Raw genomic sequence first — 23,132 nt, 5'->3', positions numbered from 1 at the left:
CGGCCGCGCCGACAGCCCGCCGACAGCCCGCCGAGGCCGTCCCGACAACTCGCCGACCGACCGCCCCGGCACCCCGCCGCCCACCGGCCCCTCAGGCCCGCGCCACCGCGCACGCCGCGGTGAACGCCCGGGCCCGCCGGGTGATCTCCGCCCAGTCCCCCGCCGCGACCGCGTCCGGCGGCACCACGTCCGTGCCCGCGCAGACCGCGAGCGCGCCGTGCGCCAGGAAGTCGGCGGCGTTGCCCGCGTTCACCCCGCCGGAGGCCACCAGCGGGACGTCCGGGTACGGGCCGCGTAGGTCCTTGAAATAGCCGGGGCCGAACGCCCGGGCCGGGAAGATCTTCACGGCGGCGGCCCCGAGGTCCACCGCCCGGGCCACCTCGGTCGGGGTGAGCGCCCCGAGCACCACCGGCACCCCGGCGGCCCGGGCGGCCTGCGCGACCTCGGGCCGGCAGCCGGGGGTGACCAGGAAGGACGCCCCGCTCGCGACCCCGCGCTCGGCCTGCTCAGCGGTCAGCACGGTGCCCACGCCGACCCGCCAGCCCGCGTCCGCGGCACGCCGCAGGTGCGTCGTCACCTCCGGTGTGGTGTAGGTGAATTCGGTCCAGTTGATGCCGCCGTCGGCGAGCGCGGCGCACAGCGCGGCCGCGTCCGGGATGCGGGGCGCGCGGACCACGGCGATCACCGGGTCGTCCCGCAGATCGGCGAGGGGGTTCACGGAGGGGGGATTCACAGGGATCTGGTTCCTCGGTCGGTGCGGCGCAGGGCGCGCCCGGGCCGGGCGCCCGTGGTGCGGCCCTGCCGGACGACGGCGGTGCCGTTGACGTACACGTGCTGGACGCCCTCGGCGGGCAGCCGGGGGTGCTCGAAGGTGGCGGCGTCCCGGACCTTCTCGGGGTCGAGGAGCACCAGGTCGGCGTGGTGGCCGGGGGCGATCAGGCCGCGCCGGTGCAGCCCGAGCCGGGCGGCGGGCCGACCGGTCATCCGGGCGATCGCCTCCTCCAGTGTCAGCACGCCCAACTCCCGGCTGTAGTGGCCGAGGTAGCGGGGGAAGGTGCCCCAGGCGCGCGGGTGCGGCCGGGCGCCGACCAGCAGTCCGTCGCTGCCGACGGTGTGCGCCGGGTGGCGCATGATCGCCCGGACGTTCTCCTCGTGCCCGACGTGCTGGAGGATCGTGGTGGCCAGTTCGTCGCGGCGCAGCAGGTCGAGGAAGACCTCCGTGCCGCTGCGGCCCCGCTCGGCGGCGAGTTCGGCGACGGTCCGGCCGACCGCCCGCGCCAGCTCGGCCGTCCGGACGCCGGAGATCTGGATCGTCGCCCAGTCGGTGACGACGCCGTGGCAGCCGTCGCTGCCCTTCTCCTCCACCTCGTACCGGATCCGCTCGCGGGCGGCCGGGTCGGCGAGCCGGGTGAGTGTCGCCACCGGACCGCCCTCGGTGGCCCAACTGGGAAGCAGGGCGGCCAGGGTGGTGGAGCCCGGCAGGTAGGGGTAGCTGTCCAGGGTGAGGTCGACGCCGTCGGCGAGCGCCTGGTCGACCAGTTCCAGCAGTTCGCCGGCCCGGCCCCGGTTGACGCCGAAGTTCATCGTGGCGTGGGTCAGGTGCAGCGCGCAGCCGGTCCGCCGGGCGATCTCCACCATTTCCGCGTAGCCCTCCAACGCGCCCTCACCGTACGAGCGTTGGTGCGGGGCGTGGAAGCCGCCGTAGGCCGCTACCACGGTGCACAGCTCGACCAGCTCGGAGGTGTCCGCGTACATCCCGGGGGTGTAGCTGAGGCCGCTGGACATGCCGACCGCGCCGTCCAGCAGGCCCTGCGCCAACTCCTGGCGCATCCGGTCGAGTTCGGCCGGGGTGGGCGGCCGGTTGGCCCAGCCCATGGCGAGCATCCGCAACGAGCCGTGCGGGACGAGGTAGCAGGCGTTGACGGCGACGCCGGTGCGGTCGATCCGGTCCAGGTAGCCCGCGACGCCGCGCCAGTCCCAGTCGAAGCCCTCCGGATCGCCGTTCCAGCCGGCCAGTTGGCGACGCAGCGCGGGCAGCGTGGCGTCGTCCACCGGGGCGTAGGACAGGCCGTCCTGGCCGAGGACCTCGCAGGTGACGCCCTGGGTGACCTTGGCCGGGTGCTCGGGTTCGAGCAGCAGGGCGAGGTCGGAGTGGGCGTGCATGTCGATGAAGCCGGGGGCGAGGACCAGCCCGTCGGCGTCCACCACCGTCGGCGCGTCGAGGCCGTGGCCGATCCCGGTGATCAGCCCGTCGGCGATCCGCACGTCCGCCCGGTAGCGGTCCGCGCCGGTGCCGTCGACGACGGTGGCGCCCCGGAAGACGGTGTCGGGCGCTCTGCCGCCCGCCATCAGAAGAACGTCCTGACCAGCCCGGTGACCTTCGGCTCGGCCGCGTCGGCGGAGTCCAGCACCGGGATCGCGGTCCACTTGTCGAAGGCCGTGCACGGGTGGGAGACGCCGAGCCGCAGCACCGCGCCGATCGGGGCGAGGTCGCCCGCGTCGCGCAGGAAGGCGTGCTGGTCGTTGAGTGCGGTGATCCGGGCCGCGGTGCCGGTCAACTCTGCGCCGCCGCGCACGCGTTGCGGCTCGGGCAGGCCCTCGTCGAAGGGCAGGTCGCGCTTGCCGGCGTCCAGCAGGGCCAGTTGCGGCTCGGGCCGGGACACCACCCGGGCCCAGCCGTGCAGCGCGCTGCGGAACGGCGTGGCGCCGGCACCCCGGACCAGCGGCGAGATGCCCCGGTAGAAGCCGTCGTCGTGGGCGATGTACGCGCCCGAGCGCAGGACCACGAGGGCGTCCGGCAGGCCTGCCAGTTCCTCGACGACCAGGTCGAAGTAGGCGCTGCCGCCGGCCGTCACGATCGGCCGGGCGTCGTCCGGGTAGGCGCGGGCGAGTCGGCCGTGCAGGTCGGCGAGCGCCTTGAGGTAGTCGCGGACGGTGGCCAGCCCGTCGGCGGTGGCGTCGTGGGCGAGCGCGCCCTCGTAGCCGCCGACGCCCGCGAGGCGCAGGGTGGGGGCGCGCAGCACGGCGGCGGCGATCTCGACGGCCGCGTCCACGCCGCGGGCGCCGGTGCGCCCGCCGGGGCCGCCGAGTTCGACCAGGACCTCGACGGGCCGCTGGGCCCCGGCGGCGCGCAGCGCCTCGTCCATCAGCCGGACGCTCTCGGTGGAGTCCACCCAGGAGACGAAGGCGAACGCCGGGTCGGCGGCCAGTTCGGCGGCGAGCCAGGCCAGTCCGGCCGGGTCGAGCAGGGTGTTGGCGAGCAGGATCCGCTCGACTCCGAAGGCCCGGGCGACGCGCACCTGCGGCAGGTTGGCGAGGGTGATGCCGTGGCTGCCGGCGGCGAGCTGCGCCTGCCACAGGGCGGGCGCCATGGTGGTCTTGCCGTGCGGCACGAGCGCGACCCCGGCCTTGGCGCACCAGTCGGCCATGGTGCGGAGGTTGTGGTCGAGCGCGGCACCGTCCAGGGTGAGCAGCGGGGTGCCGAGCCCGGTGAGGGTGGGTCCGGTGGCCAGCCAGTCGCGGACGGAGTGCCCCCAAGCCTCCGGAGGGGCGGCCTTGAACCGCCAGTCGAGCGTCTCGTCGGCGAGGGCCGCCACCGCGCCGTCGTCGATGCCCGGCCCGGTGCCGATGCTTGCGAAGGTCTGCTCCACCGTCTTCCTCCATCTGCCGTGTTGCAACATGTGCAATGAGGGTTGCACATGTTGGCATGACGGTTCTAGCATCGGCGCCGGATCACGGTCAACGGAACGGCCGCCGCAGACGGAGGAGCCCAGCAGATGCCGCGACAGGACACCCCGGGCCCGGCCCGCCCCGGTCCTTCCCCGACGGCCGTGTGCGTGGGCGAGTCCATGGCGGTGCTGCTGCCGGACCGGCCGGGCCCGCTGGAGGCGGTGGAGAACTTCCGGTTGTCGGTCGGCGGCGCGGAGTCCAACGTGGCCGGCGCGCTGGCCGCGCTCGGCGTCCCGACCGCCTGGATCAGCCGGGTCGGCGACGACGGCTTCGGCCGCCGGCTGCTCGCCGAGGTCGCCGCCCGCGGCGTGGACGTCTCGGCGGTCGCCGTCGACCCGCACCGCCCCACCGGCCTGTACCTCAAGGAGGTCGGCGGCGCCACCGGCCACCACCACGACCTCGGCCCCGGCCGCAGTCGGCTGCACTACCACCGGCGCGGCTCCGCGGCCGCCGCGCTCTCCCCCGCCCTGCTGGCCGACCCGGCGGCCGTCCGGCTGCTGTCCGGCGCCCGCCTGCTGCACCTGTCCGGCATCACCGCCGCGCTCTCCGACGACTGCCTGGCGCTGCTGCGCGCCCTGCTCGCCGACCGCCGCCCGGAGCGGACCGTCAGCTTCGACCTCAACTGGCGCCCCGCGCTCTGGCACGACCGCGACCCGGCCGTCCTGCCGCCGCTGCTGGACGCCGCCGACCTGCTGCTGATCGGCGCCGACGAGGCCGAGGCCGCGTTCGGCACCGGGGAACCGGCCGCGCTGCGCCGCCGCTTCGCCTCCCCGGCCACCGTGGTGGTCAAGGACGCCGCCCGGCTGGTCACCGCCCTGGAGCGGGACGGCACGGCGGTGAGCGAACCGGCCCTGGCCGTCGAGGTGGTCGAGGCCACCGGCGCGGGCGACGCCTTCGCCGCCGGCTACCTGGCCGGCACCATCCGCGGCCTGGACCAGCGCCGCCGGCTGCGGCTCGGCCACCTGAGCGCCGCCTGCGCGCTGACCGCCCACGGCGACCAGGCCGAACTGCCGCCCGCCGCCGTGGTGGCCGCGCTGCTCGACGCCTCGCCCGCCGACTGGGCCGCCACCCGGGTCTCGGTGGAGGGCATCACCGGCCCGGCCGTCCCCGCGGACCGGTCCCGCGACACCCGGCGGGCCCGGGCACAATGAGCACGAACCCGAGCCCGAACGACCCCGGCGGAGCACGATGAGCCAGACCGTCACCCGCGCCCTGCGCCTGCTCGCCGAACTCGGCGAGGGCGAGCGCTCCCTCGACCAGCTGGCCGAGGTGCTCGGCGTCCACAAGACGACCGTGCTCCGACTGCTCCAGAGCCTGGAGGAGGAACGGTTCGTCTACCGTGACGCCGCCTACCGCTACCACCTGGGCGCCGGCCTGTTCGCCCTCTCCGGCCTCGCCCTGGAACAGCGCGGCGTCCGCCGGATCGCCGCCCCGCACCTGGCCGAGCTGAACGCCACCACCGGCCAGACCGTGCATCTGGCCGCGTACGAGGGCGGCGAGGTCGTCTACATCGACAAGTTCGACTCCCGGCACCCGGTCAGGATGTACTCCCGGATCGGCCTGCGCGCCGCCCTGCACAGCGCCGCCGTCTCCAAGGTGCTGCTGGCCGACCTGCCGCTGCCCGAACGCCGCCGGGTGGCCGCCGGGATCGACTTCACCCCGCACACCCCCCGCACCCTCAGCACGCCCGAGGCGCTGCTCGCCGAGCTGGAGAAGGTCGCCGTCCAGGGCTGGGCGCAGGACCACGCCGAGCACGAGGCGTTCATCAACTGCGTGGCCGCACCGATCCGGGACGCCAGCGGCCGGGTCGTCGCCGCCGCGTCCATCTCGGTGCCGGACGTCGTCCTCCCCTACGAGCAGGTGCTGGACCTCCTCCCGCAGCTGCTCGCCACCACCCGCGCCATCTCGGCCGACTGCGGCCGCCCGGACCACAACTGATCAACCGTCAGACCGTAAGGAACCCCATGAACGAGCAGCACCCGACCAGCGGCAAGACCGAGGTCCGCACCGACGGCGCCCCCGCCCCCGCCTGGATGTTCTCCCAGGGCGTCCGCAAGGGCCCGATCCTCCAGGTCTCCGGCCAGGGCCCGCAGGACCCGGCGACCGGCGAGTACCTGTACCACGGCGACGTGAAGGCGCAGACCCGGCGCACGCTGGAGAACGTCAAGGCGATCGTCGAGGCCGGCGGGGCCACCATCGAGGACGTGGTGATGTTCCGGGTCTACCTCACCAAGCGGGCGGACTTCCCGCTGATGAACGAGGTGTACGCCGAGTTCATCGACGAGAACATCAAGCCCGGCGGCGTGAAGCCCTGCCGCACCACGATCTTCGTCGAGCTGCCGCAGGAGCCGATGCTGGTCGAGATCGACGCCCAGGCCGTCGTCGCCTGAGACACCGTCGAGCGGCCCGACCACCGCAAGGGCCCGGACGCGCACCAGGCGTCCGGGCCCTCCGCCGTCCCCCTCGCTCACCGCCCCGCGGGCACGCCCTGCTCGGCCGGGGCCCCCGAGCGCGCCACGACCCGCCCCTCGCCCGCCGCGCCGCGCCGGTCGAGCGCCGCCGCGAACACCGTCACACCGAGGGCGACCGCGGTGAGCAGCCCGCCCACCCAGTTCGGCGCGTCGTAGCCGAGGCCGCCGGAGATGACCAGCCCGCCGAGCCAGGCGGCCAGCGCGTTGCCCAGGTTGAACGCGGCGATGTTGGCGGCCGAGGCCAGCGTCGGCGCGCCCGCCGCCTGGTCCATGACCCGCTTCTGCAGCGGCGCGACGGTCGCGAAGCCGAACAGCCCGATCAGCGGGATGAGGACGATCGCGGCCGGCTTGCTGTGCGCGGCGAAGGTGAAGGCGAACAGCAGCACCGCGAGCACCGCGAGGATCACGGTGAGGCTGCGCATCAGCGCGCGGTCGGCGAACCAGCCGCCCAGCAGGTTGCCGACGAACAGGCCGACGCCGAACAGGAAGAGCAGCCAGGTGACGCTGCTCGGGGCGAAGCCGGCCAGTTCGGTCATCATCGGCGTGATGTAGGTGAACATCGCGAAGATGCCGCCCCAGCCGAGCACGGTCATGGCGAGCGCGAGCCAGAGCCGCAGGGTCCGGAAGACGGCCAGTTCGGGGCCGAGCCGGGCGGCGCCCGCCCGCGGCTGGACGGGCACCAGCGCCGCGATCCCGGCGAGGCCGAGCAGGCCGAGCCCGGCGACGACGTAGAACGTGGAGCGCCAGCCGAAGTGCTGGCCGAGCAGGGTGCCCATCGGGACGCCCAGCACGTTGGCGGCGGTGAGGCCGGTGAACATCAGGGCGATGGCGCCGGCCCGCTTGTGCGGGGCGACCAGGTCGGCGGCGACGACCGAGCCGATGCCGAAGAACGCGCCGTGCGCGAAGGCGCTGACGATCCGCCCGATCATCAGCAGCCCGAAGGCGGGGGCGACGGCCGCGATCAGGTTGCCCACCACGAACAGGCCCATCAGCGTCAGCAGCATGCCCTTGCGGGGGGCCCGGGTGCCGAGGATGGTGAGCAGCGGGCCGCCGACCACGACGCCGAGCGCGTAGCCGGAGATCAGCAGACCGGCGGTGGGGATGGAGACCGAGAAGTCGCCGGCGACCTCGGGCAGCAGGCCCATGATCACGAACTCGGTGGTGCCGATACCGAAGGCGCTGATCGCCAGCGCCAGGAGCGCGAGGGGCATGAGGGACCGCTTTCCAGAGAGAACCGTTGCGCATGCAACTACCAGCGTCGACAATACGAGACACCCGCGGGTACTTGCAAGCGCCACCTATCCCCGACGACAGCAATCCCGGCCACGCCACTTGCCACACCCTCGAGCGGAGATTAGGTTAGGCTCACCTAACTAACTGGAGGTCCGTCATGAGCCTGCCCGCCGGCGACGCCGAGGTGCCCGAACCCACCACCGCCGAGCGCGTCCAGAGCCTGCTCAGCGCGACCTCCTCGCTCACCGTCCGCGCCTTCGGCGAACACCACGACCTCGACTCCCCGGTCTCCGTCCACGGCTCCCGGCTGCGCCTGCGCGCCCCACTGGGCGACCCGCTCGCCACCGCCGCCGCCCGCGCCACCGACGGACTCGCCGTCGTCCTGGACGTCACCGACATCTCCCCCGTCGCCGTCCGCGACCGGATCCGCGCCCGCCTCACCCTGGCCGGCCGACTGCACCTGGCCCACCTCGCCGACGACGGCCTCAGCGTCCACCTGCGCGTGGACGTCGCCCACGCCGTCCTCGCCACCCCGTACGGCACCGGCGCGCTCACCGCCGGCGACCTCGCCCTCGCCACGCCCGACCCGCTGGCCCGCTACGAGGCCGCCATGCTCACCCACCTCGCCGACGACCACGCCGACGCCCTCGCCGTCCTCACCCGGCTGCTCGACCCGGACCTGCTGGCCCAGCACCCGGAGGTCCGCCCGCTCGCCCTGGACCGCCACGGCCTGGTCCTGCGCCTGGACCACCCGCACGGCCACCGCGACGTCCGCCTGGTCTTCCCCGAACCGGCCGCCGACACCGAGGACTTCGGGCAGCGGATGCACGAGCTGCTGACCGCCGCCCAGCACGGGCTGCCCGCCCACCGGCTCTGAACCGGCCCACCAGAGCGTCGGCCTGACGCATCGTCAATTCGCCTTGGGGGCACCCACCAAGGCCCGGAAACGACAGCGGCCGGCCCGGCTCGCGAGAGAAGTCTCGCGAGCCGGGCCGGCCTGGGCGTGTCCCGCGCCCATGTCCACTGCTGCGGCGATCACCCGGTCGAGCGGTCACCCGACATGACCATCCCGGGCGGTCGATTCGCCCCGTAGCAGCGGTGGTTCCTCATCCGGCACATCCGGCACATCCGGTACATCCGGTACGGGTCAGAGCGCGACGCCGTGGGCCCGCAGGTAGGCGACCGGGTTGATGTCCGAGCCGTACTCCGAGCCGTTGCGGATCTCGAAGTGCAGGTGCGGGCCGGTCACGTTGCCGGTCGCGCCGGAGAGGCCGATCTGCTGTCCGGCCTTGACGGCCTGACCGATCTTCACACCGATCGAGGAGAGGTGCGCGTACTCGGCGTAGTGGCCGTCGGCGAGCTTGATCTCGACCTCGTTGCCGTAGGCGCCGCCGTTGCCGGCCTTCACCACGACACCGTTGCCGACGGCGCGCAGCGGGGTGCCGGTGGAGGCGACAAAGTCCTGGCCGGTGTGGTGGCCGGAGGCCCACATCGAGCCTGCCACGCCGTACGCGGTGCCCAGCTTCGGGCCGGCCAGCGGGGCGACGAAGGCCGAAGCGGCGGCGACCGGCACGGCGGTGACCACGGCGGACGGCGCGGCGGTCTGCAGCTGGGCCTGGAGCTGGGCGGACGGCTTGGCCGCCTCGGTCCGGACCTCCGGCTGGGCCTGCGGCTTGGCGGTGGTGGCCGGCGCGGCGTCCTGGGCGGACGGCTGGGCGGGCTTCGCCGGGGCAGCGGGCTTGGCCGGGGCGGCCTGGCCGGCGATCACGAGCCGCTGACCGGGGAAGATCAGGTCCGGGTTGCCGCCGACGACCTCACGGTTGTGGTCGTACAGCGCCTGCCAGCCGCCGTCGACGTGCTGGGCGTCGGCGATCCGGGACAGGGTGTCGCCGCTGACGACGCGGTAGCTCTCCTGCGACGAGGCCTGGGCCTGGTCGGCGGGAGCGGCGGCCGGGGCGGCGGTGACCGCGGCGGCCGGCGCGGGGTGGGCCTGGGCGCTCATCGCGGTGACGAGCGGCAGGGCGAAGGAGACACCGGTGACGGCGGTGGCGATCCCGATGCGGGCGGCGCGGGGCAGGGCGATACGACGAGCCTGTGCAGGCATGGAATTTTCCTCTCCGACGCCTGCGAGGTGAGCTGTCGGGTTCGGGCTGGAGTTGCCCGGCCGCACATGCGGCTTCACCCCTAGCCGGCCCTGGATCCGGGTACGCGAAAGCGTGCCGTTTCCGGTCCGGCGACTTACCTGTGGGTCCCCCGCTCCTGCCGTACAGAGTTCGGTGCGAGCCACCGGGCAGCGGCAGGATTCGGCGTTCCACCCGGTGGATCCGTCCGGACTGGCCGGGCGGTCGCTGAACTAAAACCCATCCGTTCGGGTGAAGCAATGTCGATCACTTGAACCGGCAACAACCCCCCGAGCTGCGGTGACCCTCCGAATGATCGGCTGCACCGTACGTGCACAATCCATTCACCCGGCGCCACTGATCCACGACGCTGCGCCGATTCCGCCACCGCTGCGCACCCGCCCGCTCACGCACCGCGCACCCACCGACACACCCCCCGGTGACCCTTGTCACGTACGCCCCACGGGCGCAGGATCGGCCCGTGGCCACCTCCGAAGCAGGAACACTGCGCCTGGGCACCTCGCGGGGACGCTGGGTCCTCCTCGCGACGGTGCTCGGCTCCAGCATGGCGATGCTCGACGGCACCGTGGTGAACGTCGCGCTGCCCCGCATCGGCACCGATCTCGGCGCCTCCCTCGCGTCCCTGCAGTGGACGCTCAACGCCTACCTGCTCACCCTGGCCGGACTGATCCTGCTCGGCGGCGCGCTCGGCGACCGGTACGGCCGGCGCCGGGTCTTCCTGATCGGCGTGCTCTGGTTCGCCGCCGCCTCCGCGGCCTGCGCCGCCGCCCCCACCATCCACGTGCTGATCGCCGCCCGCGCCGTCCAGGGCATCGGCGGGGCGCTGCTCACCCCCGGTTCGCTCGCCATGCTGCAAGCCGTCTTCCACCCGGACGACCGCTCGGCGGCGGTCGGCCTGTGGTCGGGCCTCGGCGGGGTGTCGGCCGCGGTCGGCCCCTTCCTCGGCGGCTGGCTGGTGGACGGCCCCGGCTGGCGGTGGATCTTCCTGCTGAACCTTCCGCTCGCGGCCGCCGTGGTCGCGGTCACCTCCCGGTTCGTCCCCGAGAGCCGGAACGAGAGCGCCGTCGGCCGCTTCGACGTCCCCGGCGCGCTGCTCGCCGCGCTCGCCCTCGGCGCGATCACCTACGCGCTGACCGCCGCCGGGGAGGGCCTGTCCCCCGCGGTCTGGCTCACCGGCGCGATCGGCCTGCTGCTCGGCGCGGCCTTCATCGCGGTCGAGCGCCGCGCCGCCGAGCCGATGCTGCCGCTCGGCCTCTTCTCCTCCCGGCTGTTCACCGCCGTCAACCTGGTCACCCTCTGCGTCTACGCGGCGTTCAGCGGGGTGTTCTTCCTGCTGGTGGTGCAGTTGCAGATCGTCTCCGGCTTCTCCCCGCTGGTCTCCGGCCTCGCCCTGGTCCCGATCACCGTGCTGATGCTGACCCTGTCGGCGCGCGCCGGGCGGCTGGGCAAGCGGATCGGCCCCCGGATCCCGCTCACCGTCGGTCCGCTGCTGTGCGCCGCCGGGGTGCTGCTGATGCTGCGCACCGGCCCCGGCTCCTCCTACTGGGCGGACGTGCTGCCCGCCGTCACGGTGCTGGGCTGCGGGATGACCCTGTTGGTCGCGCCGCTGACGGCGACGGTGCTGGCCGCCGTCGAGGTCCGGCACGCGGGCATCGCCAGCGGCGTCAACAACGCCGCCGCCCGCGCGGCCGGGCTGCTCGCGGTCGCCGCGCTGCCCTCGCTCGCCGGGCTGAGCGGCGACGCCTACCGGGTGCCGTCCGCGGTGGACTCGGCCTTCCGCACCGCGATGCTGATCTGCGCCGGGCTGCTGGTCACCGGCGGTCTGACGGCCTTCGCCACCGTCCGCGGCAACGTGCTCGCGCCGGTGGACCGCCCGGTGGCCGAGCCGGACTGCGAGTGGGCCTGCGGCACCACCCCGCCGCTCGACCCGGGCCACGTCCACACGGACGAGGGCCCCGCCACCGGATCGGCAGCAGGGCCCTCAGCCAGCTGACGAATCGTCAGAGGATGTCACCGGGCGCGTACTTGGCGGCCTCCGGGTAGGCGGCGGCGACGGCCTCCACCTGGCGGACCACCTCGGCGACCTGGGCACCGGCCGCACCGGTGAAGGAGAGCCGGTCGGCCAGCAGCGCGTCCAGCCCGGCCCGGTCCAGCGGGATCCGCTCGTCGGCGGCCAGCCGGTCCAGCAGCTCGTTCTCGCGGGCGCCCGCACGCATCGCCAGCGCGGAGGCGACGGCGTGCTCCTTGATGACCTCGTGCCCGGCCTCCCGGCCGACGCCCGCGCGCACCGCGCCCATCAGCACCTTGGTGGTGGCGAGGAACGGCAGGTAGCGGTCCAGCTCGGCCTCGATCACGGCGGGGAAGGCGCCGAACTCGTCGAGGACGGTCAGGAAGGTCTCCAGCAGGCCGTCGAAGGCGAAGAAGGCGTCCGGCAGCGCGACCCGGCGCACCACCGAGCAGGAGACGTCACCCTCGTTCCACTGGTCGCCGGCCAGCTCGCCGGTCATCGAGGCGTAGCCGCGCAGGATGACGGCCAGGCCGTTGACGCGCTCGCAGGAGCGGGTGTTCATCTTGTGCGGCATCGCCGAGGAGCCGACCTGGCCCTCCTTGAAGCCCTCCGTGACCAGCTCGTGGCCGGCCATCAGACGGATGGTCTTGGCCAGACTGGACGGCGCGGCGGCCAGCTGGACGAGGGCGGTGAGCACCTCGAAGTCCAGCGAGCGCGGGTAAACCTGGCCGACGCTGATCAGCACGTTCTCGAAGCCGAGGTGCCCGGCGACCCGGCGCTCCAGCTCGGCGAGCTTGTCGGTGTCGCCACCGAGCAGGTCCAGCATGTCCTGGGCGGTGCCGACCGGGCCCTTGATCCCGCGCAGCGGGTAGCGGGCGATCAGCTCCTCCAGGCGACGGAAGGCGACCAGCAGCTCGTCGGTGATCGACGCGAAGCGCTTGCCCAGGGTGGTGGCCTGCGCGGCCACGTTGTGCGAGCGGCCGGCCATGACCAGCTCGGAGTGCTGGGCGGCCAGGCGGGCCAGCCGGACCAGCACGGCCACCGTGCGGTCGCGCACGTGCTCCAGCGACTGGCGGATCTGCAGCTGCTCGACGTTCTCGGTCAGATCCCGGGAGGTCATGCCCTTGTGGATCTGCTCGTGGCCGGCGAGCTCGCTGAACTCCTCGATCCGGGCCTTCACGTCGTGGCGGGTGACCCGCTCACGGGCGGCGATCGAGCCGAGGTCGACCTGGTCGATCACCCGCTCGTAGTCGGCGACGGCGTTCGCCGGTACCTCGACACCGAGGTCCTGCTGGGCCTTCAGGACGGCGAGCCACAGGTGGCGCTCAAGGACCACCTTGTGCTCGGGGGACCACAGCTGGGCCAGGGTCGCCGAGGCGTACCGGGAGGCCAGGACATTGGGGATCTGGGGCTTCGCGCTCACGCTTCGCAAGCCTAACAGCCGAGGTCAGCCGGAACGTCGGCGCATCGGGCGGCTCCGGCCCGGGCCGGAGCGGACGGCTCCGACCGGGCCCGCCCGACGGTTCCCGCCGGGCGCGGGGCGGCCCGCTGCCGGGCGGCCTACTGGGCGGCGCCGGACCGGCCGGCCAGTACTGGCAGGACCTGCGCGCAGATCGAGTGCAGCGCGATCCGCTGCTCGTCGGTCATCGCCTCGAACGCCTGGTGGGTGCGGGCCATCTCGCCGCGGATGCGGTTCAGGATCTCCCGGCCCTCGTCCGTGATCACGACGATCTTCACCCGGCGGTCGCCGGCGGCGGCCTCCCGGTGGGCCAGGCGCAGCGACTCCAGCCGGTCCACGATCCCGGTGACGTTGGACGCGTCGCAGCCCAGCCGTCCGGCCAGCGCCCGCATCGGCACCGGCTCCTGCACCGCGCCGAGCGCCTTGGCCTGCGAGGAGGAGAGCCCGTGCCGGGCCGCGGCCGCCGCGAAGTCCTGGAAATACGCGGCGCCGACGGCGGCCAACGCTTCCATCAACTCGGCGTTGGTCGGTACGGTCGTCGTCGCTGTCGAACCCATGGGGTCAGCGTACGGCCAAGTGCTTCAGCAACTCAAGCTTTGACCACGGCAACCGTCGACGGCTTGACCGGAACTGCGGCACCGGCCGGTCGACAGAGCCTAGAGCACCAGCTGATCGAACAGGTGCCGCAGCTCCGGCTCCGGGTCCGCGGTCAGCCCGGTGTGCACCGGCCCCGGCTGGACGATCGCGCTGCGCGGAGCGGTCAGCCAGCGGAACCGCTGCCCCGGGCTGTCCCCCGCCGCCGGACCGGCCTGCGGGCCCCCGGCGCACACCGCCTCGATTCCGTGCAGCGCCCGCCGCACCCCGTTCACGTCCGCCACCGGGTCGAGCGCCAGCAGCCGGGCCTGGTCCAGGTGCGTGCGCGCGGCCAGGTACCCGTTCTGGCGGCAGTACAGCAGCACCCCGACGTTGACGCACTCGCCGCGTTCCACCCGCGGCACCGCGCGGATCACGGCGTACTCGTAGTCGTGCAGCTCGACGGCGGCCGGCAGCGCGGGCGTCCTCGGCTCGGTCATGCGGGCACCTCCGGCAGCCAGTCGCGCGGACCGGCCAGTCGGCCGGTCAGCTGGGCGCGGTACGCGGCGCGCACCGCCTCGGGCGAGTCGAAGCCGGGCTCGTCCAGCAGCCAGACCTCCGGGATCCTCGCCACCGCGCCCTCGATCGCGGCCTCCGCGAGCGGCGCGAGCGCCTTGTCGGCGGCCGTCAGGTCCGGCCGGGCCCGCAGCAGCGCGTGGTCGGAGGCGTCGTACGGGCGGCGCACCCAGGCGGCGGCGCCCGCCCAGTGGTGGTGGAAGATCAGGCTCGCGCCGTGGTCGATCAGCCGCAGCCCGCCGGTCGCCACCAGCAGGTTGGGATTGCGCCAGGAGCGGTCGACGTTGCCGATCAGCGCGTCGAACCAGAGCACCTGGCCGGCCAGCTCCGGATCCACCTCGAAGCAGAGCGGGTCGAAGTTGAGCGCGCCGCTGACGAAGGCCATCCCGAGGTTGGTCCCGCCACTGGCCCGCATCTGGTCCTGGACCTGCTGGTCCGGCTCGCTGCGGGCCAGCACCGGATCCAGGTCGACCGTCACCAGCTCCGGCACCGGCAGCCCGAGCCGCCGGCCCAACTCCCCGGCCAGCACCTCCGCCACCAACGCCTTCCGACCCTGCGCCGCGCCGACCCATTTCAGCGCGTACAGCCGCCGGTCGTCGGCCTCGACCAGGCCCGGCATCGAGCCGCCTTCTCGCAGTGGCGTCACATAACGGACCGCCGTCACCTCGGGGAGCACGCCCGACAGCCTATCGGTGCCGACCCGTCACCTCCTCCCCTCCGTACGCCCCGTCCCACCCCTCCACCATCCGCCCCACCCCGGTGGCAGCCCCCGCTGCTCCGTGCGAGTGTGGCGGACAGCAATGGGGACCTTCGCGGTTACGACCTGCACGGCAAAGGGATGAGCGATGGAACGACCTCGGATCCTGATCGTGGGCGGCGGCTTCGCCGGCCTGGAGTGCGCCCGCCGACTCGAACGCAAGCTCGCGCCGTCGGAGGCCGAGATCTCGCTGGTCACACCGTTCAGCTACCAGCTCTACCTGCCCCTGCTGCCGCACGTCGCGGCCGGCGTGCTGACCCCGCAGTCGGTCGCGGTCTCCCTGCGCCGCACGCTGCGCCGCACCCACATCGTTCCGGGCGGCGCGATCGGCGTGGACCCGGCCTCCAAGGTGTGCGTGGTCCGCAAGATCACCGACGAGGTGGTGGCGCAGAAGTACGACTACCTGGTCCTCGCCCCCGGCAGCGTCACCCGCACCTTCGACATCCCCGGCCTGACCGACTACGCCCGCGGGATGAAGACGCTCGCCGAGGCGGCCTACGTCCGCGACCACGTGATCGCCCAACTCGACCTCGCCTCGGCCACCCTGGACCAGCGGGAGCGCGAGTCCCGGCTCCAGTTCGTGGTCGTCGGCGGCGGCTACGCGGGCACCGAGACGGCCGCCTGCCTGCAACGCCTGACCACCGCCGCGTCCCACCGCTACCCGCGCCTGGACGCCCGGCAGATCAAGTGGCACCTGATCGACATCGCCCCGAAGCTGATGCCGGAGCTGGGCGACGCGCTGGGCCTGGCCGCTCTGGAGGTGCTGCGCGGCCGCGGGATCGAGGTGTCGCTGGGCGTCTCGGTGGCCGAAGTCGGCGCCGAGTCGGTCAAGTTCACCGACGGCCGAGTACTGCCCTGCCGCACGCTGATCTGGACCGCCGGGGTGGCCGCGAGCCCGCTGATCGGCACGCTGGACGCGGAGACGGTCCGCGGCCGGCTCGCGGTGACGGCGGAGATGCGGGTGCCGCAGTTCGAGAGCGTGTTCGCGCTGGGCGACGCGGCCGCCGTGCCGGACCTCGCCAAGGGCGACGGCGCGGTCTGCCCGCCGACCGCCCAGCACTCCGCCCGGCAGGGCCGCGTGGTGGCCGGCAACGTGATCGCCGCGCTCCGCAACCAACCTCTGGAGCCCTACTATCACAAGGACTTGGGCCTTGTGGTCGACCTGGGCGGCAAGGACGCGGTGTCCAAGCCGCTCGGCGTGGAGCTGCACGGGGTGCCGGCCCAGCTGGTGGCCCGCGGCTACCACCTGATGGCGATGCGCACCAACGCGGCCAAGTTCCGGGTGGGCGCCAACTGGCTGCTCAACGCGACCGCCGGGGACGACTTCGTCCGGACCGGCTTCCTCGCCCGCCAGCCCGCCCGGATGCGCGATTTCGAGTACACCGACTCCTACTTGACGAAGGATCAGGTCCGGGCGCACGCCCAGGCCCTGCTCGCCAAGGGCTGAGCCGCCCGGCGCCCGCCTCCGGAACCGATCCGGAAACGGGCACCGGGCATCGCGTCACAACAGCCCAGCGTCACGACATCACGGCGTCACGACAGCCGCGCGCCGGAACAACCCAGCGTCACAACGTCCCGGTGTCACGACGTCACCGCGCCGCCAGGTACATCCCGCCCGCGTCCTGCCCCGCCGTGTTGCGGCACGCGTAGTCGCCGCTGCTCTGCCCCCACAGCAGGGTCAGGCAGCGCCCGAGCGCCTGCTGCCCGTAGTAGTTGGGGTGCATCGACTCCTGCAGCACGCCCTGCGTGGAGTTGAGGCCGCCGTCCAGGAAGCGCGCCCATTCGCTGGTGGTCGCGGACGGTCCGGCGGTGGCGGTCGGCTGCCGGGTGGCCGTCGAGCAGACCTCGCGGCCCTGCAGCATGTCGGAGAGGTCGAGGAACTGGGCGCCCTTGGACGCCGCGACCCCGGCCAGCGACTTGGAGATCTGCGGCACCATCGAGTCGCGCGCCCAGTCGGCGTCACCGTCCCAGAACGGGCAGCCGCCGGTGTTCGAGCGGGTCCAGCCGCTCTCCGGGTAGCGCATCTCGGCACTGCGCGGGATCGGCGAGGGGTAGGACTGCAGGACGAGGCGGTAGTCCCCCTGCGCGTAGCCGGCCCCGGCCATCACCGCGCGGATCTCGTCGATCGCCTTGCCGACGCCGGCCATCGCCGTGGGCATCTTCGAGTCGATCGAGGACTGCGCGGAGTCGTGGCAGTAGGAGTACCAGATGAGGTAGTCCTGGACGCAGTTGGAGATGATGCCGCTGAAGCCGAGGTCGTTGCCGCCGATCGACAGCGTGATCAGCTTGACGCTGTTCTGCCGTGCCACGGTGGCGAGTTGGTCGGCCTGTGGGGCCTCGCCCTTGAGCGTCTGGCCGCCGTTGGCGGCGCGGAAGATGTTCGCGGTGACGGCGCCGGAGCAGGCCAGGTTGATCTCGTTCTGCGCGCCGGTGGAGGCGCTGAGCACCTCGGCGACGTCGGAGCGGTCGCAGCCGCTCGCGGCCGTGGGGCCGTAGATCCGGGAGGCGTCGGCGGAACTGCCGTTCCAGGCGCGGTCGGTACCGGCCCGGCTGCCGCTGGTGCCGGCGGCGTTGCCCATCCAGCGGCCGGCCTCGCCGGAGATGTAGCTGTCGCCGAGCGTGACGCTGGCGGTGGGGCCGCCCGGTGCGGCGAGGGGTACGGAGGGGGCCGCGGCGGCCGACGCGGCGGTGGCGAGGCCGCCGGCCATCAGACCGCCGGCGGCCAGCGGGAGGGCGAGGGCCGCGGTGAGCAGCCGTCGGCGGAGTCGAGGGGCGCTGCGGGTGATGCTCGAACTGTTTTCGGGCACGGCGGAACTCCTGCGGCTCGGTCTCCCCGTGCGGTGGGGACGGGGAGACGCCTAGGTGAGGGTGGGCCGCCGGCCGGTGGCGCGATGAACATGACATGCCCGCACTGGTTACCGCTAGGTATCTGCACCAGGTTTCCCGCTTTGTTACCGCCGGGTTCAGACCAGCGGAGCACCGGGTTCAGACCGGCGGAGCGCACGGGTCGAACCGGACCGGCGCGGCCCGGTTCACACCAGCCGCGAACCGGCCCCGCCCGCCCCCAGCACGGCCGCCAGGTCCTCGGCCAGCCGCTGCGCGTCCGCCGGTTCCAACTGGGCCACGGTGAGCCGCAGCCCGGGCGGGGACTGGACGCGGTAGCGCGCGCCGGGCGCCGCGACCCAGCCGCGCTGCACCAGCGCCACCAGCACGGAGGTCTCGTCCGACACCGGCACCCAGACGTTCAGCCCGCTCTCGCCGTGCGCCTCGATGCCGCGCGCGGCGAGCTCGCCGAGCAGCGCGTCCCGGCGGGCCCGGTAGACGCCGGCCACCCGGGCGACCGGCACCGCGTCGGTGCGCCACAGTTCGGCGACGGCCCGCTGGAGCAGGTGGCTGACCCAGCCGGCGCCCAGGCGCAGCCGCCCGGTGACCCGCCCGATGGTGTCCTGGTCACCGACGGCCACCGAGAGCCGCAGGTCCGGGCCGTACGCCTTGGCCGCCGAGCGCACCACGGCCCAGTGCCGCGCGCCGGCGCCCACCAGCGAGTGGTACGGCTGGTCGACCATGCCGTGCCCGTGGTCGTCCTCGATCAGCAGCACGCCGGGGTGCTCGGCCAGGACGGCCCGCAGCTCCTCGGCCCGGCGGGCGGTGAGCGCGGCGCCGGTCGGGTTCTGCGCCCGGCTGGTGACCACCACCGCACGGGCGCCCTCGGCCAGCGCGGCGGCGAGCGAGTCGGGCAGGGGGCCCTCGTCGTCCAGCCGGACGGGCGCGGGCCGCAGGCCGAGCGCGGGCAGCAGGTCGAGCAGGCTGCCCCAGCCCGGGTCCTCGACGGCGACGGCGTCGCCGGGGCGCAGCCGGATGGCGAGGATGCGCTCGATGGTGTCGAGCGAGCCGGAGGCGACGGCGATCGGGCCGCCGGGCAGGCCGTCGGCCTCGAAGGAGGCGCGGGCGAGCGCGAGCAGCCCGGGGTCGACGGCCGGGTGCCCGTACAGGACGGGCTCGGCGCGGGCGGCCCCGGCGGCGGCCGCGAGGACCGGGGCGAGGTCGGGCAGCAGAGCCGGGTCGGGGTTGCCGCCGGACAGGTCGCGGGCGTGCGGGGGGACGGGGACGCGGATCTGGTCGCGCGGGGTGAGCGCGGGCCTGGGGAGGATCCGGCTGCCCTTGCGGCCGGCGGTCTCGATCACCCCGCGGTCGCGGAGCAGCCGGTAGGCGGCGGCGACGGTGTTGGGGTTGACGCCGAGTTCGGCGGCGAGGTCGCGCAGCGGGGGCAGCGCGGTTCCGGGGGCGAGGCGCCCGGTGCTCACGCCCTGTTCGATGTGGGACGCGATTTCGCTGGCGCGTCGCCCTTTCAGCGGATAGTCTCCTAGCACAAAGTAAATTATGCACTAGTACATAGAGGTTGTCATGTCGGCCCCTTCCGAAGGCTCCGCCAGCTACTCCCGTACCCCCCGCACCACCCCCACCCGCTACAAGGACCGCGCCACCTGGGAGCAGGAGGCGATCCACGACATCCTCGACCACGCGTACATCTGCCACCTCGGATTCGTCGCCGACGGCGCCCCCGTCGTCCTGCCGACCATCTACGCCCGCGTCGGCGGCCGGCTGTACGTCCACGGCTCGACCGGCAGCCGTCCGCTGCGCAACGCCTCCGCCGACCAGGGCCTGCCGGTCTGCCTCACCGTCACCCTGGTCGACGCGCTGGTGCTGACCAAGTCCGCGTTCAACCACTCGGTCAACTTCCGCTCGGTCATCGCGCACGGCACCGCCCACCAGGTCACCGACCCCGAGGAGCTGGACGTCGCGCTGGCCGCGCTGGTCGACCACGCGATCCCCGGCCGCTCCGCCGACGTCCGCCCGGCCAACGCCAAGGAACTCGCCGCCACCGCCGTCCTCCGGCTCGACCTGGACGAGGTCTCGGCCAAGACCCGCGCGGACGGCGCCGACGACGACCCGGAGGACCTCGACCTGCCCCACTGGTCCGGCCTGATCCCGGTCACCACCGTGCACGGCACCCCCGAGCCGGCCGCCTCCACCACCGTCCCGCTGCCCGCGCACCTGCGCGGCTACCCCCGCTGACGGAGGGCCCGCCGATGCTGATCAGATCCTGGGACCGCGGCGACGAACAGGAGTGGCGCGCCTGGCTGGCCGAGGGCCGCGACTTCGGCCTGCTCGCCGCCAACGGCGGACCGGGCGAGGGCCCGGTGCTCGTCCCGACGCACTTCCTGCTGGACGCCGGGCGCGGCGAGATCCTGCTCCACCTCGCCGCGCCCAACCCGCTGCTGGCCGCCGTCCGGGCCGACCCGCAGGTCACCCTCGCGGTCACCGACGGCTACGCCTTCGCGCCCGGCCACTGGCGCGGCGAGCCGGGCACGCCCACCAGCTACTACGCCTCCGTCCACTTCCACTGCACCGCCGAGCTCGTCGAGTCCGCGGCGGGCAAGGCGGAGATCCTCAACCGCCAGCTGGCGCACTTCCAGCCGGAGACGCCGGACACCCGGGTGGTGCCCGGTGAGGGCGAGTTCTCCCGGCTGCTCCCCGGCCTGCGCGGGCTCCGCCTGACGGTCCGCGAGGTGCGGGCCAAGTTCAAGTACGACGACAAGAAGCCGGCCGACGCCCAGCACGCGATCGCCGACCGGCTGGCCGAGCGCGAGGCCGACCGCGCGAACGCCCCGCACCCCCGGCGCGACCAGGACGCCGCCGCCCGCACCCAACTGCTGCGCCGGCACCAGCGGCGCGTCGGCTGACCGGGACGCACCGAGTGACCGGGGGGCACGTCAACTGGCCCGGCAGGCGCGCCGGCTGACCGTGGGGCGCGTCCGACCGTTCACGCTCCCGGCGCGAACGGCCCATCACACCGCGGATGACTGACCCCGGATCACCCGATCGGCCTCCAATTCGAGCAGGGCGGCCCCGTCGCTGCTCGAATGTGAGACGAGTCCTGCCCACTCGGCCGTCAGAGCGGGCCCGTCCACCTCGGGGAGCGCGCTTGTCCACACTCAACAGCCATCGGGCGGGCGAGGCCCACCTCGGGCACGTCATCTTCATCTCCGCCGCCGCCGCGATGGGCGGGTTCCTGTTCGGCTACGACAGCGCGGTGATCAACGGTGCGGTGACGGGCATCCAGAAGCACTTCGCCGTGGGCAACGGCGAAACGGCCTTCGTGGTGGCCATCGCGCTGCTCGGCTCGGCGGCCGGCGCGGTGGCCGCCGGCCGGCTCGCCGACCACCTCGGCCGGGTCCGCACCATGCTGCTGGCCGCCACCCTGTTCGCGATCAGCGGCATCGGCTCGATGTTCCCGCCGAGCATCCAGGTGCTCGCCACCTGGCGCGTGGTCGGCGGCATCGCGATCGGCATCGCCTCGGTGATCGCGCCCACCTACATCGCCGAGGTCGCGCCGACCGCCTACCGGGGCCGGCTCGCGTCCTTCCAGCAGATGGCGATCGTGCTCGGCATCACCGTCTCCCAGCTCGCCAACTGGGCGATCAACCAGGCCGCCGGCGGCGAGTCCACCGGCCACCTGGGCGGCATCCAGGCCTGGCAGTGGATGCTCGGCGTGGAGACCATCCCGGCCCTGGTGTACGGGCTGATGGCGCTCGCCATCCCGGAGTCGCCGCGCTACCTGATCGCCGACCACCGGGAGGATCAGGCCCGCAAGGTGCTGCGCGAGGTGGAGGGCGAGGACGTCGACCTGGACGCCCGGGTCGCGGAGATCCGCACGGTGCTGGAGTCCTCGCACAAGCCCCGGCTCAAGGACCTGCTCGGCGGGCGGTTCGGCCTGCTGCCGATCGTCTGGGTCGGCATCGGGGCCTCGGTGTTCCAGCAGTTCGTCGGCATCAACGTGATCTTCTACTACTCCTCGTTCCTCTGGCAGTCGGTCGGCATCAACGAGTCCAACTCGCTGCTGATCAGCCTCTCCACCTCGATCATCAACGTGATCGGCACGGTGATCGCGATGGCGCTGGTGGACCGGATCGGCCGCAAGCCGCTCGCCCTGGCCGGCTCGATCGGCATGGCGCTCGCGCTGGGCACCGCCGCCTGGGCGTTCTCGTACCGGCACGGCACGGGTGACACCGCCACGCTCGACAACACCCACGCCACCGTCGCCCTGGTCGCGGCGCACGTCTTCGTGCTCTGCTTCGCCTTCTCCTGGGGCGTGGTGGTCTGGGTCCTGCTCGGCGAGATGTTCCCCAACCGGATCCGCGCGCTCGCGCTGTCCGTCGCCGCCTCGGCCCAGTGGATCGCCAACTGGGCGATCACCGTCAGCTTCCCCGACCTCGCCGACTGGAACCTGTCGGCGACGTACGTCATCTACGCGGCCTTCGCGCTGCTCTCCATCCCGTTCGTGGCCTTCTGCATCAAGGAGACCAAGGGCCGCGCCCTGGAGGAGATGGGCTGAGCCCGCCCCCGTCGAGTCCCCGCCGCATCCGGCCCGACCCACCGCGAGGAACCCATGCCTGACCAGGGCGGCTCCCGGCAGAACGTCGCCTTCCCGAGCAACGGCCGCACCGCGCACGGGTACCTGGCCCGCCCGCCCCAGGGCGTCGGGCCGGGCCTGGTGGTGGTGCAGGAGTGGTGGGGCCTCACCACGCACGTCGCGACGATGGCCGACCGGTTCGCCGCCGAGGGCTTCACCGTGCTGGCCCCCGACCTGTTCGGCGGCGCCACCACCCACGACCGCACCGAGGCGGCCCGGCTCACCCGCGAACTCCCGGTCGAGCGGGCCGTCGAGGACCTCTCCGGGGCCGTCGACCACCTGCTCGCCCTGGAGGGCGTGGTCGGCGACGCGGTCGGCGTGGTCGGCTTCTGCATGGGCGGCGGCTTCGCCCTGCTGCTGGCCGCCCGGGAGGGCGACCGGGTCGCCGCGGTGGTGCCCTTCTACGGCCTCCCGCCCGACCCGGACTTCGACTACCGGGGCCTGACCGCCCACGTCCTGGGGCACTACGGCGAACTGGACGGCTCGATCCCGATGGCCGCCGTCGACGAGGCCGCGATCCGGATCGGCGAGGCCACCGACGTCCGCCCCGAGATCCACTTCTACCCGGCCGGCCACGCCTTCATGAACGACGAGAACCCGCTCGGCACCTACGACCCGCTCCAGGCCGCGACCGCCTGGCGCCGCACCCTCACCTTCCTCTGGGGCCACCTGGGCTGAGCCCGTCCCAGCCGTGAAAACCCGTTGGACAGC

At 73.8% G+C, this 23,132-nt stretch carries 21 protein-coding genes and 1 riboswitch; of the genes, 10 read left to right on the top strand and 11 right to left on the bottom strand.

The genetic code is table 11. The features are described 5' to 3' along the window. Window positions 1-91: 91 nt before the first annotated feature. Genes ACIP37_RS32945 through ACIP37_RS32935 form a run of 3 tightly spaced genes read right to left on the bottom strand, consistent with a single transcriptional unit; the run spans window position 92 to window position 3,650 of the window. Window positions 92-733: a bifunctional 4-hydroxy-2-oxoglutarate aldolase/2-dehydro-3-deoxy-phosphogluconate aldolase gene (locus tag ACIP37_RS32945; RefSeq protein ID WP_208869124.1), complete on the bottom strand. Its 642-nt coding sequence runs from the start codon at window positions 731-733 to the stop codon at window positions 92-94. After that, window positions 730-2,349, bottom strand: a complete 1,620-nt coding sequence (locus ACIP37_RS32940; RefSeq protein ID WP_400811841.1) for an amidohydrolase family protein — start codon at window positions 2,347-2,349, stop codon at window positions 730-732. Before ACIP37_RS32940 ends, ACIP37_RS32945 begins: the two co-directional genes overlap by 4 nt. Continuing rightward, on the bottom strand, window positions 2,349-3,650 hold the full coding sequence (locus ACIP37_RS32935) for an alanine racemase (protein ID WP_363585283.1): 1,302 nt from the start codon (window positions 3,648-3,650) through the stop codon (window positions 2,349-2,351). The genes ACIP37_RS32940 and ACIP37_RS32935 overlap by 1 nt, the downstream gene beginning before the upstream one ends. A 126-nt stretch (window positions 3,651-3,776) precedes the next feature. On the opposite strand from ACIP37_RS32935, the gene ACIP37_RS32930 reads away from it, so the two are divergent. Genes ACIP37_RS32930 through ACIP37_RS32920 form a run of 3 tightly spaced genes read left to right on the top strand, consistent with a single transcriptional unit; the run spans window position 3,777 to window position 6,119 of the window. Further along, the gene (locus ACIP37_RS32930; RefSeq protein ID WP_363631908.1) at window positions 3,777-4,880 is read left to right on the top strand and encodes a sugar kinase; all 1,104 of its coding nucleotides are present in this window, start codon (window positions 3,777-3,779) and stop codon (window positions 4,878-4,880) included. A 37-nt stretch (window positions 4,881-4,917) separates the two neighbouring features. Then, window positions 4,918-5,667, top strand: coding sequence for an IclR family transcriptional regulator (locus tag ACIP37_RS32925; RefSeq protein WP_063350228.1), 750 nt, complete (start codon window positions 4,918-4,920; stop codon window positions 5,665-5,667). 26 nt (window positions 5,668-5,693) lie between these two features. Beyond that, the gene (locus ACIP37_RS32920; RefSeq protein ID WP_363585285.1) at window positions 5,694-6,119 is read left to right on the top strand and encodes a RidA family protein; all 426 of its coding nucleotides are present in this window, start codon (window positions 5,694-5,696) and stop codon (window positions 6,117-6,119) included. A gap of 77 nt (window positions 6,120-6,196) precedes the next feature. On the opposite strand, the gene ACIP37_RS32915 is transcribed toward ACIP37_RS32920, so the two are convergent. Then, the gene (locus ACIP37_RS32915) at window positions 6,197-7,411 is read right to left on the bottom strand and encodes an MFS transporter (protein WP_363585286.1); all 1,215 of its coding nucleotides are present in this window, start codon (window positions 7,409-7,411) and stop codon (window positions 6,197-6,199) included. A 179-nt stretch (window positions 7,412-7,590) separates the two neighbouring features. Here ACIP37_RS32915 and ACIP37_RS32910 point away from each other — a divergent pair, with 179 nt between their 5' ends. Next, window positions 7,591-8,310, top strand: coding sequence for a DUF2470 domain-containing protein (locus ACIP37_RS32910; protein WP_363631911.1), 720 nt, complete (start codon window positions 7,591-7,593; stop codon window positions 8,308-8,310). A gap of 270 nt (window positions 8,311-8,580) precedes the next feature. On the opposite strand, the gene ACIP37_RS32905 is transcribed toward ACIP37_RS32910, so the two are convergent. Beyond that, window positions 8,581-9,537, bottom strand: coding sequence for a LysM peptidoglycan-binding domain-containing M23 family metallopeptidase (locus ACIP37_RS32905; protein ID WP_363631913.1), 957 nt, complete (start codon window positions 9,535-9,537; stop codon window positions 8,581-8,583). 2 nt (window positions 9,538-9,539) lie between these two features. Beyond that, a riboswitch (cyclic di-AMP (ydaO/yuaA leader) is annotated at window positions 9,540-9,722 on the bottom strand. A gap of 312 nt (window positions 9,723-10,034) precedes the next feature. Between ACIP37_RS32905 and ACIP37_RS32900 the strand changes: the two genes are divergently transcribed. Further along, on the top strand, window positions 10,035-11,567 hold the full coding sequence (locus ACIP37_RS32900) for an MFS transporter (protein WP_363585289.1): 1,533 nt from the start codon (window positions 10,035-10,037) through the stop codon (window positions 11,565-11,567). Between the two features lie 7 nt (window positions 11,568-11,574). Here the strand turns inward: ACIP37_RS32900 and purB are convergent, their stop codons facing one another. From purB to ACIP37_RS32880, 4 genes are all read right to left on the bottom strand, one after another. After that, complete coding sequence (gene purB, locus ACIP37_RS32895) at window positions 11,575-13,005, bottom strand: adenylosuccinate lyase (protein ID WP_363631915.1); 1,431 nt, start codon at window positions 13,003-13,005, stop codon at window positions 11,575-11,577. Window positions 13,006-13,142: 137 nt separating this feature from the next. Next, window positions 13,143-13,598, bottom strand: a complete 456-nt coding sequence (locus tag ACIP37_RS32890; RefSeq protein WP_363585291.1) for a MarR family transcriptional regulator — start codon at window positions 13,596-13,598, stop codon at window positions 13,143-13,145. Window positions 13,599-13,697: 99 nt separating this feature from the next. Then, window positions 13,698-14,114: a DUF3037 domain-containing protein gene (locus ACIP37_RS32885; protein WP_363377905.1), complete on the bottom strand. Its 417-nt coding sequence runs from the start codon at window positions 14,112-14,114 to the stop codon at window positions 13,698-13,700. Next, window positions 14,111-14,866, bottom strand: a complete 756-nt coding sequence (locus tag ACIP37_RS32880) for a HipA family kinase (protein WP_079136059.1) — start codon at window positions 14,864-14,866, stop codon at window positions 14,111-14,113. Before ACIP37_RS32880 ends, ACIP37_RS32885 begins: the two co-directional genes overlap by 4 nt. 169 nt (window positions 14,867-15,035) lie before the next feature. Between ACIP37_RS32880 and ACIP37_RS32875 the strand changes: the two genes are divergently transcribed. Further along, on the top strand, window positions 15,036-16,394 hold the full coding sequence (locus tag ACIP37_RS32875; RefSeq protein ID WP_363585293.1) for an NAD(P)/FAD-dependent oxidoreductase: 1,359 nt from the start codon (window positions 15,036-15,038) through the stop codon (window positions 16,392-16,394). Window positions 16,395-16,536: 142 nt separating this feature from the next. On the opposite strand, the gene ACIP37_RS32870 is transcribed toward ACIP37_RS32875, so the two are convergent. Both ACIP37_RS32870 and ACIP37_RS32865 read right to left on the bottom strand, forming a co-directional pair. Continuing rightward, window positions 16,537-17,754 (bottom strand): GDSL-type esterase/lipase family protein, encoded by a 1,218-nt coding sequence (locus tag ACIP37_RS32870; RefSeq protein ID WP_363585294.1) that lies wholly within the window; start codon window positions 17,752-17,754, stop codon window positions 16,537-16,539. Window positions 17,755-17,979: 225 nt separating this feature from the next. After that, window positions 17,980-19,317, bottom strand: coding sequence for an aminotransferase class I/II-fold pyridoxal phosphate-dependent enzyme (locus ACIP37_RS32865; protein ID WP_400811835.1), 1,338 nt, complete (start codon window positions 19,315-19,317; stop codon window positions 17,980-17,982). 34 nt (window positions 19,318-19,351) lie between these two features. Here ACIP37_RS32865 and ACIP37_RS32860 point away from each other — a divergent pair, with 34 nt between their 5' ends. The 4 genes from ACIP37_RS32860 (at window position 19,352) to ACIP37_RS32845 (ending at window position 23,099) form a co-directional block, all read left to right on the top strand. Further along, a complete protein-coding gene (locus ACIP37_RS32860; RefSeq protein ID WP_363585296.1) occupies window positions 19,352-20,023 on the top strand; it encodes a pyridoxamine 5'-phosphate oxidase family protein in 672 nt (223 codons plus the stop codon). Between the two features lie 14 nt (window positions 20,024-20,037). Then, the gene (locus tag ACIP37_RS32855; RefSeq protein WP_363585297.1) at window positions 20,038-20,691 is read left to right on the top strand and encodes an FMN-binding negative transcriptional regulator; all 654 of its coding nucleotides are present in this window, start codon (window positions 20,038-20,040) and stop codon (window positions 20,689-20,691) included. A 242-nt stretch (window positions 20,692-20,933) separates the two neighbouring features. Next, window positions 20,934-22,343: a sugar porter family MFS transporter gene (locus ACIP37_RS32850; RefSeq protein ID WP_363585298.1), complete on the top strand. Its 1,410-nt coding sequence runs from the start codon at window positions 20,934-20,936 to the stop codon at window positions 22,341-22,343. 54 nt (window positions 22,344-22,397) lie between these two features. Then, window positions 22,398-23,099, top strand: coding sequence for an alpha/beta fold hydrolase (locus ACIP37_RS32845; RefSeq protein ID WP_363631920.1), 702 nt, complete (start codon window positions 22,398-22,400; stop codon window positions 23,097-23,099). The last annotated feature ends 33 nt before the right edge of the window (window positions 23,100-23,132 follow it).

The organism is Kitasatospora sp. NPDC088861, from assembly GCF_044750105.1.
Taxonomy (GTDB): Bacteria; Actinomycetota; Actinomycetes; order Streptomycetales; family Streptomycetaceae; genus Kitasatospora.
This window is presented reverse-complemented; position numbering and strand designations above follow the sequence as displayed.

Bases quoted from the DNA above. Each gene is read 5' to 3' on its own strand.
- ACIP37_RS32890 (WP_363585291.1), bottom strand. From the start codon at position 13,598: ATGGGTTCGACAGCGACGACGACCGTACCGACCAACGCCGAGTTGATG.
- ACIP37_RS32875 (WP_363585293.1), top strand. From the start codon at position 15,036: ATGGAACGACCTCGGATCCTGATCGTGGGCGGCGGCTTCGCCGGCCTG.
- ACIP37_RS32845 (WP_363631920.1), top strand. From the start codon at position 22,398: ATGCCTGACCAGGGCGGCTCCCGGCAGAACGTCGCCTTCCCGAGCAAC.
- ACIP37_RS32855 (WP_363585297.1), top strand. From the start codon at position 20,038: ATGCTGATCAGATCCTGGGACCGCGGCGACGAACAGGAGTGGCGCGCC.
- ACIP37_RS32915 (WP_363585286.1), bottom strand. From the start codon at position 7,411: ATGCCCCTCGCGCTCCTGGCGCTGGCGATCAGCGCCTTCGGTATCGGC.
- ACIP37_RS32930 (WP_363631908.1), top strand. From the start codon at position 3,777: ATGCCGCGACAGGACACCCCGGGCCCGGCCCGCCCCGGTCCTTCCCCG.
- ACIP37_RS32905 (WP_363631913.1), bottom strand. From the start codon at position 9,537: ATGCCTGCACAGGCTCGTCGTATCGCCCTGCCCCGCGCCGCCCGCATC.
- ACIP37_RS32910 (WP_363631911.1), top strand. From the start codon at position 7,591: ATGAGCCTGCCCGCCGGCGACGCCGAGGTGCCCGAACCCACCACCGCC.
- ACIP37_RS32925 (WP_063350228.1), top strand. From the start codon at position 4,918: ATGAGCCAGACCGTCACCCGCGCCCTGCGCCTGCTCGCCGAACTCGGC.
- ACIP37_RS32940 (WP_400811841.1), bottom strand. From the start codon at position 2,349: ATGGCGGGCGGCAGAGCGCCCGACACCGTCTTCCGGGGCGCCACCGTC.
- ACIP37_RS32860 (WP_363585296.1), top strand. From the start codon at position 19,352: ATGTCGGCCCCTTCCGAAGGCTCCGCCAGCTACTCCCGTACCCCCCGC.
- ACIP37_RS32920 (WP_363585285.1), top strand. From the start codon at position 5,694: ATGAACGAGCAGCACCCGACCAGCGGCAAGACCGAGGTCCGCACCGAC.
- ACIP37_RS32885 (WP_363377905.1), bottom strand. From the start codon at position 14,114: ATGACCGAGCCGAGGACGCCCGCGCTGCCGGCCGCCGTCGAGCTGCAC.